This window comes from Arthrobacter sp. zg-Y238, from assembly GCF_024385525.1.
Lineage (GTDB): Bacteria > Actinomycetota > Actinomycetes > Actinomycetales > Micrococcaceae > Arthrobacter_B > Arthrobacter_B jinronghuae.
This window is the reverse complement of record NZ_JANFLU010000008.1, coordinates 21,602-35,832: the sequence shown is the minus strand read 5'-3', so window position 1 is coordinate 35,832 and position 14,231 is coordinate 21,602. Positions and strand designations below refer to the sequence as shown.

At 65.6% G+C, this 14,231-nt stretch carries 15 protein-coding genes and 2 tRNA genes; 1 reads left to right on the top strand and 16 read right to left on the bottom strand.

Annotated elements, in window-relative coordinates; all coding sequences use genetic code 11:
* The first annotated feature begins 55 nt into the window (after positions 1 to 55).
* The gene (locus NNX38_RS07790) at positions 56 to 760 is read left to right on the top strand and encodes a lysoplasmalogenase (RefSeq protein ID WP_255797478.1); all 705 of its coding nucleotides are present in this window, start codon (positions 56 to 58) and stop codon (positions 758 to 760) included.
* A gap of 24 nt (positions 761 to 784) precedes the next feature.
* On the opposite strand, the gene NNX38_RS07785 is transcribed toward NNX38_RS07790, so the two are convergent.
* The 16 genes from NNX38_RS07785 to rplU form a co-directional block, all read right to left on the bottom strand.
* Entirely contained in the window at positions 785 to 1,519 is a 735-nt protein-coding gene (locus NNX38_RS07785) for an NUDIX domain-containing protein (protein WP_255797477.1), read from the bottom strand.
* A complete protein-coding gene (locus tag NNX38_RS07780; RefSeq protein ID WP_255797476.1) occupies positions 1,519 to 2,625 on the bottom strand; it encodes an AAA family ATPase in 1,107 nt (368 codons plus the stop codon). Before NNX38_RS07780 ends, NNX38_RS07785 begins: the two co-directional genes overlap by 1 nt.
* Entirely contained in the window at positions 2,622 to 3,284 is a 663-nt protein-coding gene (gene pnuC / locus NNX38_RS07775; RefSeq protein WP_255797475.1) for a nicotinamide riboside transporter PnuC, read from the bottom strand. The genes NNX38_RS07780 and pnuC overlap by 4 nt, the downstream gene beginning before the upstream one ends.
* Positions 3,285 to 3,433: 149 nt before the next feature.
* On the bottom strand, positions 3,434 to 5,083 hold the full coding sequence (locus tag NNX38_RS07770; protein ID WP_255797474.1) for an FAD-dependent oxidoreductase: 1,650 nt from the start codon (positions 5,081 to 5,083) through the stop codon (positions 3,434 to 3,436).
* 271 nt (positions 5,084 to 5,354) lie between these two features.
* Positions 5,355 to 5,427, bottom strand: a tRNA-Ala gene (locus tag NNX38_RS07765).
* 49 nt (positions 5,428 to 5,476) lie between these two features.
* Positions 5,477 to 5,552: transfer RNA gene (locus NNX38_RS07760), tRNA-Ala, on the bottom strand.
* A gap of 126 nt (positions 5,553 to 5,678) precedes the next feature.
* Entirely contained in the window at positions 5,679 to 6,362 is a 684-nt protein-coding gene (locus tag NNX38_RS07755) for a histidine phosphatase family protein (RefSeq protein WP_255797473.1), read from the bottom strand.
* A gap of 9 nt (positions 6,363 to 6,371) precedes the next feature.
* A complete protein-coding gene (rsfS, locus tag NNX38_RS07750) occupies positions 6,372 to 6,758 on the bottom strand; it encodes a ribosome silencing factor (RefSeq protein ID WP_255797472.1) in 387 nt (128 codons plus the stop codon).
* Positions 6,759 to 6,782: 24 nt separating this feature from the next.
* The gene (locus NNX38_RS07745) at positions 6,783 to 8,033 is read right to left on the bottom strand and encodes a hypothetical protein (protein WP_255797471.1); all 1,251 of its coding nucleotides are present in this window, start codon (positions 8,031 to 8,033) and stop codon (positions 6,783 to 6,785) included.
* Positions 8,034 to 8,057: 24 nt separating this feature from the next.
* Positions 8,058 to 8,723, bottom strand: coding sequence for a nicotinate-nucleotide adenylyltransferase (gene nadD / locus NNX38_RS07740; RefSeq protein WP_255797470.1), 666 nt, complete (start codon positions 8,721 to 8,723; stop codon positions 8,058 to 8,060).
* Positions 8,724 to 8,758: 35 nt separating this feature from the next.
* Entirely contained in the window at positions 8,759 to 8,992 is a 234-nt protein-coding gene (locus NNX38_RS07735; protein WP_255797469.1) for a hypothetical protein, read from the bottom strand.
* A 119-nt stretch (positions 8,993 to 9,111) separates the two neighbouring features.
* The gene (locus NNX38_RS07730) at positions 9,112 to 10,425 is read right to left on the bottom strand and encodes a glutamate-5-semialdehyde dehydrogenase (RefSeq protein ID WP_255797468.1); all 1,314 of its coding nucleotides are present in this window, start codon (positions 10,423 to 10,425) and stop codon (positions 9,112 to 9,114) included.
* Positions 10,422 to 11,636, bottom strand: coding sequence for a glutamate 5-kinase (proB, locus tag NNX38_RS07725; RefSeq protein ID WP_255797467.1), 1,215 nt, complete (start codon positions 11,634 to 11,636; stop codon positions 10,422 to 10,424). Before proB ends, NNX38_RS07730 begins: the two co-directional genes overlap by 4 nt.
* Positions 11,637 to 11,688: 52 nt before the next feature.
* Complete coding sequence (obgE, locus tag NNX38_RS07720; RefSeq protein WP_255797466.1) at positions 11,689 to 13,272, bottom strand: GTPase ObgE; 1,584 nt, start codon at positions 13,270 to 13,272, stop codon at positions 11,689 to 11,691.
* 108 nt (positions 13,273 to 13,380) lie between these two features.
* Positions 13,381 to 13,644 (bottom strand): 50S ribosomal protein L27, encoded by a 264-nt coding sequence (gene rpmA / locus NNX38_RS07715; protein ID WP_104053918.1) that lies wholly within the window; start codon positions 13,642 to 13,644, stop codon positions 13,381 to 13,383.
* 84 nt (positions 13,645 to 13,728) lie between these two features.
* Complete coding sequence (gene rplU, locus NNX38_RS07710) at positions 13,729 to 14,040, bottom strand: 50S ribosomal protein L21 (protein ID WP_146361875.1); 312 nt, start codon at positions 14,038 to 14,040, stop codon at positions 13,729 to 13,731.
* Positions 14,041 to 14,231: the final 191 nt, after the last annotated feature.

Here is a 14,231-nt window from a genome sequence, read left to right as displayed (position 1 = left end):
GGCTATCCTGCCGGAGGCACCGTACGATGGTCTGCAGCCGACCCGAAGGAGTGCCGTGACCGCCGCGCCCGCCCCAAGCCAGACCTCCGTTCTGCCCCGCTCGTGGTGGTGGGGATTCCTGCCTTTCGCCGCAGCCTCTGCCGTTCATATCGGGGCGCGAGCGGTTGAAGCCACGGATATCGCGGAGCCCACCAAGCTCACCCTGATGCCGTTGCTTGCCATTGCCGCCCTGTGGGGCGCACGCGGCGTCGTCCGCGGGCCTGCCGGCCGGATGCTGCCGGTGTCCCTGCTGCTGGCGGCCCTGTTCTTCTCCTGGATCGGTGACGGCGCAGCCGCGTTCTTCCCGGCGGCACCGGAACTGCCGGTGATGCTCGGCTCCTTCGGGGTCGCGCACATCTGTTACATCTGGCTCCTGGCACGGTATGCAGCTGCCGGGCGAATCCCGCGGTGGGCACTGGTCTTCCCGCTGTGGTGGGTACTGATGCTCGTGGTGCTGTGGCCTGCACTGGGCGGGCTGGCCCTGGCCGTGGCCGCCTACGGCGTTGTCCTTGCCGGTACGGCGGCGACGGCGGCGCGGTGCCGGCCGATGGTCGCGGCCGGCGGCCTGCTGTTCCTTTCCTCGGACACGATCCTGGCCTGCCGGATTTTCCTGCCCGAGCAGATGCCTGACTGGACCAACCCCCTCGTGATGCTGACCTATTGCGCAGGGCAGGCCCTTATTGTTGCCGGGGTCCTCCGGACCTGGCGGGACGGGCGCTGACCGCCCAGGCCCGGCGGAAAGGCGTTACACCGGGCGCATCATCGGCGGGCTGAGGTACTCGTCCCGAACGGTGAACAGCGCCGCGGGGGCGCCCTTGTCGCGGAGGACCTTGCGTCCGGTGTCGCGCAGGGCGCCGGTCATCTTGCGGGTGAAGTTCCCGGCGTCGAGCTTGTCGGTGTTCCACACGGCCTGGTACACCTGACGCAGCTGGTAGAGGGTGAATTCCTCAGGCAGCAGCCTGGCCGCGGTAAGGGTGTATTCGATCTTGCCGGCAAGCCGGTCCAGGGCGGCGGTGAGGATCGCGCGGTGGTCGAAGGCCAGCGTTTCATTGGCGAGGACCTCGTACACGGGCAGCCACTGTGCTGCTGCGGTGTCGGTGCCCGGGTTCAGTGCGGGCAGGGCGCTGCCGTCGGTTGCGAGCAGCGCCAGATGCGCGACAGACACGACGCGCATGCGCGGGTCGCGGCCTGGTGAGCTGTAGGTGGCGAGCTGCTCGACATGGCCGCGGTGTGCACCCAGCTCCAGGCCGGTCTCCTCCTGCAGCTCGCGCCAGGCGGCCGTGAGGGCATCCTCGTCCGGTCCCACGAAGCCGCCGGGCAGCGCCAGGGCTCCCTTGAAGGGGTGCCCTCCGCGGCGCACGAAGGCTGCATGGAGAGTGCTTGCTTTGACGGCGAAGACGACCAGATCCACGGTCAGCGCAACGGAGGGATACTCCCTGGGCGCGTAGTCCTGAAGGAACTGTTCTTCTTCGGTGGCCATCAGGCTCCTGTCAGTACCGTCCGTTTTGCCCAGGGCGGGGAGGTGAAGCGGTTCCGCTGGGCGATGATGAGGTCGATTATCTCAGTTGCCGTGGATATCCGCTCCTCCGGAGTGCCGGAAACCAGGATCCAGGAGTGCCCTGCTGCCGTGAGCTCCTCCTTGAACCACTCGGTCATCTCGGCGCGGGGGTGCTCGGCCTCGCGCCATCCGTCGTCCTCGAACGGGACGCCGTCGTGGTCGGTAATGAGGTAGAGGTCGCGGCGGGGCAGCCGGTCGACGGCGAGGTAGGAACCATAGCTCTGCTCACCGATGTAGACCCGCTCAAAGAGGGACGTGGTGATTACATCCGTGTCGGCGATGACCAGCGGACACCGCGCCGCGGCTTCGTTTTCCATCTGGTTCTGCCGTTCACCGATGACGGCAAAATCCTCGGCGGTCCAGACCATGTCCGACAGGACGGCGTCGGGCTTTGTTTCCTGCACGGCGGCGAACTTGTCGTAGGTGTACTGGCGGCCGAATTCCGGAACGTCGACGAGCTCGGGGAAACTCTCCCGGTAGTGCTCGGTCAGGGCCCGGGCGAGGGTGGTGGTGCCGGTGGATTCGGCTCCGACGACAATGATGCGCACGGCCAGGTCCTGCCGGGCATCTTTGAGGATGTTCCTCCAGGCTGCGCTGAGGTCATCCCGGCAGAGGGTGCCGCTGACGGGATAGGCGGCGCGGGGCCTGTCCACCATGACGTGGGCCGCGCCGAAGTCCTGCGCCAGTTCGCTGCCGTAATCCTCGGAGCTGAAGACGGCGTCGACGGCTGTGATTCCCTTCAGCTTGAGGGCAATGCGCAAGGCCTCGTTGTGCGCCTTCCAGATGGTCCGGGAGTTGTAGTCCACGGGGCAGTCATTGGGCATTCCGACGACGGATACGTTGGTCTCCGCGAACTCGGCGGCAAGCCACTTCACCCGGTCTTCAAGGGTGATGCTCTCAAACCGGCTGCCAAGGATGACGACGGCGAGCTTCGTGCACTGCTCCGCTGCCCGGGCAATGAGGTGCCGGTGGCCGACGTGCGGCGGATAGAACTTGCCAATCACGACACCCTGTCCAAACAGCTTCATGCCGGTATCTTTCCGGCTGCAGCAGCCGGACGGGCGGCAGCCGTGCGGGTGCGCTTCCAGTCGATCAGACCGTAGACGCAGAGTGCGGTGAAACCGATGTAGAGGATGCCGGTGAGGTTGAGTCCGCGGGAGAAGTACAGCGGAACACTGACGAGGTCGATGGCAATCCAGACGTACCAGTGCTGGAAAATCTTCTTGGCCTGCCCGTAAGTGGCCAGGAGCGACGCGGCCAGGACAAAGGCGTCGGGCCAGGGAACCTCGGAATCGGTTCCGTGGGTGAGGATCATGGCGATCCCCGCGGTGGCCAGGACGACGGCGGCGATGCCGGCGATCACCTCGTTCCGGCTGGCGTCGCGGATGGGCAGGTCGCTTTTCTGCTCGGTGTCCTTGGCGCCGCGGACCCAGTTGTACCACCCGTAAACGGACACGGCGGCGAACACGGCCTGCAGGAGGGTCTCCCCGTAGAGCCCGGCCCCGAAGAAGAGGACCATGAACGCGATGTTGTTAATGATGCCCACAGGCCAGTTCCAGGCCTTCTGCCGGGCCACACCGTAGACGCAGGCTGCACCGGTGACGAACCCGATGACTTCGATCCAGCTGACGGGTGCTCCAAGCAGGGTTGCTGCCGGCGAATTCATCCAGTCCAGTACTGCATTCATGGCGCTCTCCTGATTTATTGTCAATGTGACAATGAGTAGCCTAAGGCCGACAGGGAGAGAACGGAAGGCTTCGTCCGGGCCAGTATTGAGAGCTACGTCACACATGGATAAAGCCCCACCCGTCGGGGTGGGGCTTTATCCAAACCTGGTCAGGCCTGCACGTCGGCCAGGTTTCGAGCGGCGGCGTAGCCGAAGGTCAGTCCCTGCCCGATGGTGGCACCGGGGCCCGGGTACACCCGTCCGAATGCATTACCGGCAGCGTTCCCGATGGCGTACAACCCGGGAATCGGGGTACCGTCCGTAGCCAGGGCCTGCCCGTTGGCATCGGCGCGTACGCCGCCGCACGTGCCCAGATCCCCCGGGACAACCTGCACCGCGTAGTAGGGGCCGGCATCGATGGGCCCAAGACACGGATTGGGTGAAATGGTGGGATCGCCGTAGTAGCGGTCGTAGGCACTGTCACCCCGGCCGAAGTCGTCATCCCGCCCGGCCCGCGCCAGGCTGTTGAACCGTTCGACGGTTGCGGGCAGCTCGGCCATGCCCAGTGAGGAGGCGAGCTTCTCAAGGGTTGGCTCCTGCTTTGCGATGCCGGCTTCGTACCAGGCCTTGGGCAGCGGTTGGCGCGGGAAGATCCCGCCGCCGAACAGATAGCGGTTCCGGTATCGCTGGTCGAAGATCAGCCAGGCGGGAATGTGGGGGTCTTCCGGACTGTGCTTCGAGGTGATGATCTGCCCGGCAGTCATGTAGTTCACTGCTTCATTCATGAAGCGCCGTCCGCTGCCGTTGACAATGATCTGCCCCGGAAGCGACCGCTCTGCAAGGAGTGCGCCCGGCATGGGTCCCGGTGCGGGCACGGCGGGGAACCACCAGGCTGCATCCATGAACGCCAGATCCGCGCCGTGGTTCTGGGCAATGGAAATGACATCACCCGTGTTGGACTCCGCACCAAAACTCCAGGACCCGTCGACGTAAGGAGATTGGTATTCCTGCCGCATCGCGGCGTTTCGATCGAACCCTCCCGTGGCCAGGATGACACCTCGACGGGCCCGCACGCTGGTTTTCTGCCCATCACGCTCAACGACGACGCCGGTGACGCGTCCGTCTTCGATGATCAGGTCCTCCAGCGGCGTCTGCGTCCAGATCGGTACCCCTGCCTTTCGCAGCCCGGCCAGGAGGCCGGCAGCCAGTGCCTGGCCACCGGCCAGATACTCGCGGCCAAGCGCCATGCCGCCTACGCCCAGTCCCAGCTGACGGGCGCCTGTAAGCACACCCTTCGGACTGCGGGCCACCAGATTCAGCCACTTGTAGGCGCGGCTGGTAATCGGCATGGGAAACGGTGCCTTGAGCTTGGGTTCCCGCAGAAGGGCGCGGTCGGCACCCAGTGATTTGGCATCGAACGGCTTGGGCTCGCAGGCCCGCCCTGTCGCCGACCCTCCGGGGAGCTCGGGAAAATAGTCGGCATATTCGGTCATGAACTGGAACTTCAACGGCGTCATGCTCCGCAGCAGGTCGACGGTGGCACGGCCCGCATCAATGTGCGTCTGCCAGCGCTCGTCCTCGACTTCGCCCCGGGTGGCTTCCCGGAGATAGGTCCGGATCCGCTCCGGGTCCTCTTTCTGTCCGTTCTCCTCCAGGACGGAGTTTCCCGGAATCCAAAAGCCACCCCCGGAAAGCGAGGTTGAGCCCCCTACATACGGGGATTTCTCCACCACCAGGGCGGACATTCCGTGATGCGCGGCCGCAAGCGCCGCGAACATTCCGGTCCCCGCGCCGACCACAACAACGTCTACTTCTTCCATCAGGCTGACTCCCCCGGTTTTCTGAAATACAGGTCGCGGGACGGGCAGTTGCCGGCAAAGCAACGCCGCGACGCCGAGCGGCCCATCCCTATGGAGGCGAGTATCACAGAGAAAGACCGCCTGCGCTAGGCGGAGGCTGCTGAGCAAGCGGGCAGCACGGCGCTGAGGGCACATGCTGCCGGGAACGGAACGTGGGACGGCTCGGGCGCACCCAAACCGGAGTTGTGCGGACATGAAAAAAGAGGCCTGATAAATCAGACCTCTTTCTCGGTGGAGCTGAGGGGACTCGAACCCCTGACCCCCTGCATGCCATGCAGGTGCGCTACCAGCTGCGCCACAGCCCCGAACTTTCAGTGGTTTTCCACCGCAAACCCTTCGGTCTCCCGAAGGTTTTGGTGGAGCTGAGGGGACTCGAACCCCTGACCCCCTGCATGCCATGCAGGTGCGCTACCAGCTGCGCCACAGCCCCAAAACTAAAGGTTGTTTACTTCACTTTTCCGTTCACCGGGGCGAAGCAACTCCTCTACCTTAGTACAAATCAACAGGAGCGCAAAATCCACTTATCGCTCCCCTGCCGGGCAGAAAAGACGGTCGGTCAGCCCTCCACCGGGCCGCTGGGAAGCGAGTCCAGCCCTACATTATGCTGCGCCAGGTGCCAGGCGGAATTCCCGTGCCGGTCCGGGATTTCCTGAAGGACCGACCAGTGGCAATTGGATACTCCTGAGATGACCGCCCAGGACTCCGTCGGCAGGCCGAGCAAGGCGCAGATTCCGGCGCGGATCGCTCCCCCGTGGCTTACGGCCACAAGGGTGCCCCCGGCAGGCAGTTCCAGGACGGCCTCCCCCACCGCTTCGGCGACGCGCCGGCCGACGTCGACGCGCGTTTCGCCGCCGCCCGCCCGGGCACTGCCTACCCCCGCCGACCAGGCAGTCAGCAGCGGAGCGTCCTGCTCCGCAATCTGTGTGAAGGTACGCCCTTCCCACGTGCCGGCAAACGTTTCCCGGAGGCGTTTGTCCTCCGCAACCTCAAGACCGGTCTCAACAGCCAAGGCCCTGCCTGTGCCAAGGGCGCGGCTCAGGTCCGAGGAAACTATCGCGTCCGGTTCGAGAAACCGCAGCACTGCCGCCGCCTCGGCGGCCTGCCGCAGGCCGGTGGCGTCAAGGGCAATATCCTGCTGCCCTTGGAAGCGCCCCGCCCGGTTCCATTCCGTACGTCCGTGGCGCCAGAAAACCACCCGGCGCGACGCGGAATCCGGATCCCAAGGGGCAGGGGCGCTCACGGTCACAGGTTATTCGGACTCGGCGCCGGCAGGGGCGTCTTCGAGCTGAAGGTCAACCTCGGGGCAGTCCTTCCACAGACGCTCCAGGGCGTAGAACACCCGGTCCTCCTCGTGCTGGACGTGCACTACAACGTTGGCGTAGTCCAGCAGGACCCAACGGCCCTCGCTGCGTCCTTCACGGCGCACGGGCTTGAGGTCCATCTTGGACAGTTCCTCTTCAATGCCGTCAACAATGGAGTTGACCTGGCGCTCATTCGATGCCGAGGCAATGAGGAAGACGTCGGTGATGGCGAGCCGTTCGCTCACGTCGATCGCGACGATATCGTCCGCGATCTTGGCCGAGGCCGCTTTGGCCGCCGCCCGTGCAATGTTGATGGAAGATTCGGTGGCGCTCAAAGTGTTTCTCCTTGGGGTAATCGGTCAGCCGCCAAGGCCGCCGACGATCATTAGTACTCCGACGATCAGGGCAAGTGCGCCCAGACCTGCAACGCCGGCGGCCGCAAAACGCAGCCTCCGGGTACGGCCGAGTCCGGCCGTCATGACATCTAGCGGGTCGAGTCCGAAGGCACTGCGGGCACCGATGGGGGTGGCAGCTTCCTCGGATTCAACCGGATTATTGACCAGCGCGTCCGCGCGGGCGAGGATCCGCGAATGCCGCACGTCCGTGGCGCCGACAGGTATCCGGCGCGGCACGGACGCCGGGCGCTGGGCGGGAACAACCGGCAGGGGCCGCGCGGCCGCAGCCTCCGGATCCACCACCGGCGTAGACGAGGTGACAATGGGAATATGCGAGGTCTGCGGTGCCTTCATCACGGGATGCTCCATCCCGGGGACCTGCACAAACTCGAGCGGGGTCACCATCGCCAGGTTGTGGGCAGTGCTCGGATCGCTCTGCGAAGGTTTGCGCTGCTCGTTTTCCTGCGACAGTTTCTGGATGGCGCGGGTGCGGCGGTTCAGTACCTTGGCACGTTCGGCCAAAGCCTTCTGCTGGGCCAGCAGTTCCAGGTCGACGGCCTGCGGATCATCAACCTGCAGGGCCTCCATGGCAGCAACATGGTTGCGGGCCTGTCCTTCCAGTGCCTGACGTGCAGCCAGGGCCTGCTCCACGCTCATACCCTCGACGTCGGCGTTGGGGTCGGTGCCGGCAACGGCAGCGTCCGTAACGGACGGCGCGGCCGATGCGGCGCGCCGGCTTTCCTTTCGGCTTGCCTGCGAGCCGGGGCCGGATCCCTGCTTGTGCTGCAGTTCCGGAGCCTGGGGTTCCGACGTCGGGGACTCCGGTTCCGTGTCTGTGCCCGCCAATGACGACTGCCGGCGTCGTTCCCGACGCAGGGGCGTACCGGCAGCGGGTGAAGGTCGGGAAGCTACCGGTCCGGTGGCTTCCGGCGGGGCCGGGAGATTTGCGGGCGGCTCAGCCGAACCGGCTCCGGTCTTGGCCGCCGCCGCAGCACGCTGTTGCTGCTGCTGCAGCCTCAGCTGCCGGCGGGTGGGCGGAGCGGTCTCAGGGTCGCGGCGCTCCGGCGTCTCTGCCAGGGCCTTGTACGCACGCAGCGCTTCCCGGTCCCGGGCGCGCTGCTGGGACTCACGTTCCCGCGGCCCGGCCGGGGAATCCACAGGTACGTCGGCCGCCCGGCGGCTGCGCCGCGGCGCGGACTCTGGACCGTTAGTCATTTCCTACCCATCCGGTATGTGTATTTACGCTACTGGTTCTGTTTCGGTTTCCGCGGAGTTCGGAGACTGCCTGTCGGCGGCATACAAACGGTGCTTCGCGATGTACTGCACTACCCCGTCCGGCACCAGGTACCACACGGGGTTGCCTTCGGCCACGCGGCGTCGGCAGTCGGTCGAAGATATCGCCATGGCCGGCACATCCAACAGGAAGACGTCCTCCCGGCCGACGTTCTCCAGAACGTGCCCCGGCCGCGTCACGCCCACAAAGCGCGCCAATGACCACAGCTCCTGGATGTCTTTCCAGGACAGGATCTGCGCCATGGCGTCGGCGCCGGTGATGAAGAACAGGTCAGCCTCGGGCCTCGCTGCCTTCAAATCGCGCAGAGTGTCAATGGTGTACGTAGGGCCGGGCCGGTCGATGTCGACCCGGCTCACCGTGAACCGCGGGTTCGATGCCGTCGCAATGACGGTCATCAGATACCGGTGCTCGGCCGGACTCACCTGCTGCGCGGCCGGCTTATGCCACGGGTCACCGGTGGGAACGAATACCACTTCGTCCAGATCGAACGTGGACGCAACCTCACTCGCCGCCACCAGGTGGCCGTTATGAATGGGGTCGAACGTTCCACCCATGACTCCGAGGCGGAATCTGCGCTTTCCGTTGCTTTCCGTCCGCTGCGGTTCACCCATGGGGAAGAACGCCTTCGCTGACTCCACGTACGGGGTCAGTCCCGGATGGCCTGACCGTGGTCATGCTTGTCGGGGAACTGGCGCTGGGGATCAATGTGCTCCGGCTCGGCCGTGTGCCGGTTGCCCACGTTGGAGAAGGACACCGTGATCAGCATCAGCAACAGGAATGCCGCAAAGATGACTCCACCGTAGACGTACGGAGACGCCGGCAGGTCAACGTGGTGTTCTTCGGCAGCAGTAAACACGGCGCCCGTAAGCTGGATCAGCATGTATCTCCCCTAGAGATCGATAGGTTCCGCCGGGCAGCCGGCGGAACGGGTTCTTAGTCAATGGTACGCGTAACGGAGTGCACATCGCAGCCGGACCCGTCGCCGGGCATTGGACGGAACTAGTCGCGGATCTGCCCGTCGCCCTGGATGATCCATTTCGTAGTGGTCAGTTCCCTGAGGCCCATGGGCCCCCGCGCATGCATTTTCTGCGTGGAAATGCCCACTTCGGCCCCCAGCCCGAGTTCGCCACCGTCCGTGAACCTGGTGGAGGCATTGACAATGACCGCCGCCGAATCGATCTCAGCAATGAACCGCTCGGCATTGGCAAGGTCGTTGGTGATAATCGCTTCAGTGTGACCGGTGGTCCAGCGCCTGATGTGCTCCAGCGCGTCATCCAGCGTGTCCACCACAGCCACGGCCAGGTCCAGGTCCATGTACTCACGCCCCCAGTCGCCGTCGTCTGCTGCTTCCGCGCTGACTCCGGCGGGCAGCAGTTCCATGGCCCGGGGGTCGGCGTGCAGGCGGACGCCGGCGGCGGCCAGCGCAGCCAGGACATCGCCGGCCGCCGGAGCGCCCTCGTGGATGAGCAGGGTCTCGACGGTATTGCAGACGCTCGGGCGCTGCGTCTTGGCGTTGAGCAGGATGTCCACTGCCATCTCCACCGGCGCCGAATGGTCCAGGTAGATATGCACGTTGCCCTCCCCCGTCTCGATGACGGGCACGGTGGCGTTGGTGACGACGGACTGGATCAGGGAGCGGCCGCCGCGCGGAATGAGCACGTCCACCCGGCCCCGTGCCTTCATGAGTACGTTGGCGCCTTCCCGGCCGTATTGGTCAACGCTCTGCACGGCGTCGGCGGGCAGGCCTGCTTCCTCGAGGGAATCACGGATGATTTCCACGAGGACCGCGTTGGTGTTCGCGGCGGCGCTGCCGCCGCGCAGGAGAACCGCATTGCCGCTTTTCAGTGCCAGGCCGGCAATGTCGAGGGTGACGTTGGGGCGGGCCTCGTAGATGGCGGCCACCACGCCCATCGGAACGTGCACCTGGCGCAGCCGCAGACCGTTGGGCAGCGTCTGGCCGCGGGCTACGGATCCCACCGGATCCGGCAGCCCGGCAAGGTTCTCCAGCGCTGCGGCCAGCGCGGTGATGCGTGCCGGCGTCAGCGACAGCCGGTCCAGCATGGCCGTTGAGGTCCCGTTGTCCCGGCCGGCCGCCACATCGCGGGCGTTGGCCTCGAGGATGGCGGCCTGTTTCGCGTTGACGTTCTGCGCGATCTGCCGCAGGGCGCGGTCCTTCCAGGCACGGTTGGCCCTGGCCAGGCGCCGTGCGGCGGTGCGGGAACGGTCGGCGAGGGCATGGACCTGGGCCTCGACGCCGGTGTCCGGCGCGCCGGCGGGTTCGAGTTCGGCCTCAGTTGTGTTCACGGAAGTCATGCTCCCAGTGTAGGTCCGGTGCCGGCATCCGGCCCGGGTCCCGGTGCTTCGTTGGGGTGCAGGAGAACGAGGTCGTTTACGTGCACCACAGCGCGTTCATAGCCGCGCCCCAGTTCGCGCGACAGTTCGCGGGTGGAGCGGCCGAGCATGGACGGCAGCTCGTCCGAACCGTAGTTGGTCAGGCCATGGGCAATCACGCGGCCCGCGGTATCGGCCAGGGCAACGGCGTCACCGGGCTCGAACTGCCCCTTTACAGCAGTGATTCCCGCCGGCAGCAGCGAACGGTGCCGGTCCCCCACTGCCCGTGCCGCGCCGTCGTCGAGCACCAGAGTGCCCTGAATGCGGGCGAGGTGGGCGAGCCACAGCAGGCGGATGGACCGGCGGCGGCCGCGGGTAGTGAACCAGGTGCCTACGTCTTCTCCGGCCAGCGCGGCGGCGGCATTGGCTGTGGACGTGACCAGTGCAGGGATGCCCGATTCCGCGGCAATGGTGGCTGCTTCGACCTTCGTCGCCATCCCGCCCGTACCCACGCCGGCCTTGCCCACCTTCCCGATCCGCACGTCCGCCAGGTCCTTGGGACCGGTGACTTCGGGGATGCGGCGGGCGCCCTCGGACGGCGGACCGTCGTAGAGGGCGTCGACGTCGGAGAGCAGGATGAGCGCGTCGGCCTTCACGAGGTGAGCCACCAGGGCGGCCAGACGGTCATTGTCGCCGAAACGGATCTCGTGGCTGGCAACGGCGTCGTTCTCATTCACGATGGGCAGGACGCCGAAGTTCAGCAGCCGTTCCATGGCGCGGTGCGCGTTGGCGTGATGGGCGCGGCGCATCAGGTCCTCCACCGTAAGCAATACCTGGCTGACGGTGACTCCGTGGACGCCGAATGCGGAGGTGTATCGGGCCATCAGCAGCCCCTGCCCCACGCTGGCGGCGGCCTGCTGGGAGGAAAGCTGCGCCGGGCGCTTGGTGAGGCCCAGCGGCGCCAGCCCGGCGCTGATAGCGCCGGAAGAGACCAGGATGATCTCGGTGCCCTGCGCATGCCGGGCGGAAAGCACGTCGGCCAGGGACTTCAGGGCAGAGTCGGAGATGCCGCCCGCTACCGAGGTCAGGGAGGAGGACCCCACCTTGACCACTACCCGGCGGGCCCGGGCCAGCCCGGAGCGGGACGTTAACGCACGGCGGGCAGGTGTGGCGAATTCGATTTGTTCACTCATAACCTGCCCAGCCTATGCGCTGCACCCCGTCCCTCTCGGGAAGATGAAGGTGTTAGTCCTCTTCGTTACCCTCGACGTCCGCAGGGCGGGAGGAGTGCTTGTAGTTCACGGACTCGGTCCAGATGCCTGCCTTGCGCTCGGCTTCGAGCTCATCGCGGGCCGCGGCGCGGGCTTCCTTGCGCTTCTGGTGGTCGCCGCGCTTTTCCTCGCGGGTCGGGCGGGAGAAGTCTTCGACGCGGATATCGCTGCCACGCGGGGAAGCGGCAAGCAGTTCCGCTCCGCCGATCATCGTGGGCTCCCAGTCGAAGACGACGCCGTCGCCCTCGCCGATGACCACGGCGTCACCGGGCTTGGCGCCTTCCTTGAACAGTTTCTCCTCCACGCCCAGCTTGGCCAGGCGGTCCGCCAGGTAGCCCACGGCTTCGTCATTGGTGAAGTCGGTCTGCTGGACCCAGCGAACCGGCTTCTCACCCAGGACGCGGAAGAGCGGCTCGAGGTTGCGCTCCTCGCGGCGGATCAGGAAGCCGCCCTTGTAGTTGACGCCGCGCGGCTTCAGGACCGGCGGCTGGATGCGCGGCGGAGCCTTCTCCACGGCATCCCGGGCGTCCTTGACGATGGCAGCCATGGCGAACCCGAGTTCACGCAGGCCTTCATGGCTGGACGCGGAAACCTCGAACACGCGGTAGCCGCGCTTCTCCAGTTCCGGCCGGACGAACCCGGCCATGTCGCGGCCGTCAGGAACGTCCACCTTGTTCAGTGCGACAAGGCGCGGACGGCGGTTCAGCGGCACGACGTCGCCGTCGGTGCCCGCGTAGCTCATGTCCACTTCGTACTTCTCGAGCTCGCGCTCAATGACTTCCAGGTCCCCAATGGGGTCGCGGTCCGTTTCCAGTGCGGCACAATCCAGCACGTGCACCAGGGCGGCGCAGCGTTCCACGTGGCGCAGGAAGTTGTGGCCCAGGCCCTTGCCTTCCGAGGCACCTTCAATCAGGCCGGGAACATCGGCGACGGTAAAGCGCACGTCACCGGACTGGACAACGCCCAGGTTCGGGATCAGCGTGGTGAAGGGGTAGTCGGCGATCTTCGGCCGGGCGGCGGAGATGGCGGCAATCAGCGAGGACTTGCCGGCCGACGGGAAGCCGACCAGTGCAATATCGGCAATGGACTTGAGCTCCAGGACAATGTCGGCCTCTTCGCCGGGGACGCCCAACAGCGCGAATCCGGGCGCCTTGCGCTTCTGCGAGGAAAGCGAGGAGTTGCCGAGGCCGCCCTGACCACCGGCGGCAGCGATGTATTCGGAGCCCTCCCCTACCAGGTCCGCCAGGACGTCGCCGGCCTTGTTCTTGACGACGGTGCCGTCCGGAACGGGGAGGATCAGCGTCTCCCCGGTCTTGCCCGCGCGCCAGTCGCCCATCCCGTTGCCGCCGTTGGTGGCATGCCGGTGCGGTGCGTGGTGGTAGTCGAGCAGGGTGGTCGTATTCGAGTCAACGCGCAGGATGACGTCGCCGCCGTCGCCGCCGTTGCCGCCGTCGGGCCCGCCCAGGGGCTTGAACTTTTCACGCTTGACGGACACGCAACCATGGCCGCCTGTACCGCCCGAAACATGCAGCACTACGCGGTCTACAAAGCTGGCCATGGTTCTCCTTCAAAGGAACTACTTGATCATGCCAATTCTACTTGGCTTAAAAAAACGACGGGGCGGACCATCAAGGCCCGCCCCGTCGGAAAAGCTAAATGCCGGTGATTACTCGGCGGCTGCAGCAGCCACGATGTTCACGACGCGGCGGCCACGACGGCTGCCGAATTCAACTGCGCCTGCTTCCAAGGCGAACAGGGTGTCGTCGCCTCCGCGGCCAACACCCTCACCCGGGTGGAAGTGGGTGCCGCGCTGGCGAACGATGATTTCGCCTGCCTTGACAACCTGGCCGCCGAAACGCTTTACGCCGAGGTACTGGGCGTTGGAGTCGCGACCGTTGCGAGTGGAACTCGCACCTTTCTTATGTGCCATTTCTTTGCCTGCCTTTGCTAACTGATATTGAAACCCTCAGGCGGGATCACACCCGCGTTCCCGGCCCTGGGGCCGGCAGGAGAATCAGGAGTTGATGGACGTAACCTTGACCTTGGTCAGCGAGGAGCGGTAGCCCTGACGCTTCTTGTAGCCGGTCTTGTTCTTGAACTTCTGGATAACAATCTTCGGACCCCGGAAGTTCTCGACGATTTCTGCAGTCACGGTAACCTTGGCCAGGTCCTGTGCAGCAGAGGTGACCTTGTCGCCATCAACCAAAAGCAGGGCAGGCAGCTCAAAGGTGCTACCGGCTCCACCGGGGACGCGGTCCAGGGTTACGAGGTCTCCGACGGAAACCTTTTCTTGGCGGCCGCCAGCGCGGACAATCGCGTACACCACTTGGGAACTCACTTCTCTCGACGTTTAATACTTGGATGCGCATTTAGCCAGATCCAGATTGGACCCGCCTTGCGCCATGCAGTTCCGCCTGAACCGATAAACGGTTGGAAGGCGTTCGCACCGAAGTTCAAGGCTACGCTAATGGTCCTATAACCCGCAAATGCGCTATGCACATGCGGAGTCGACCCACG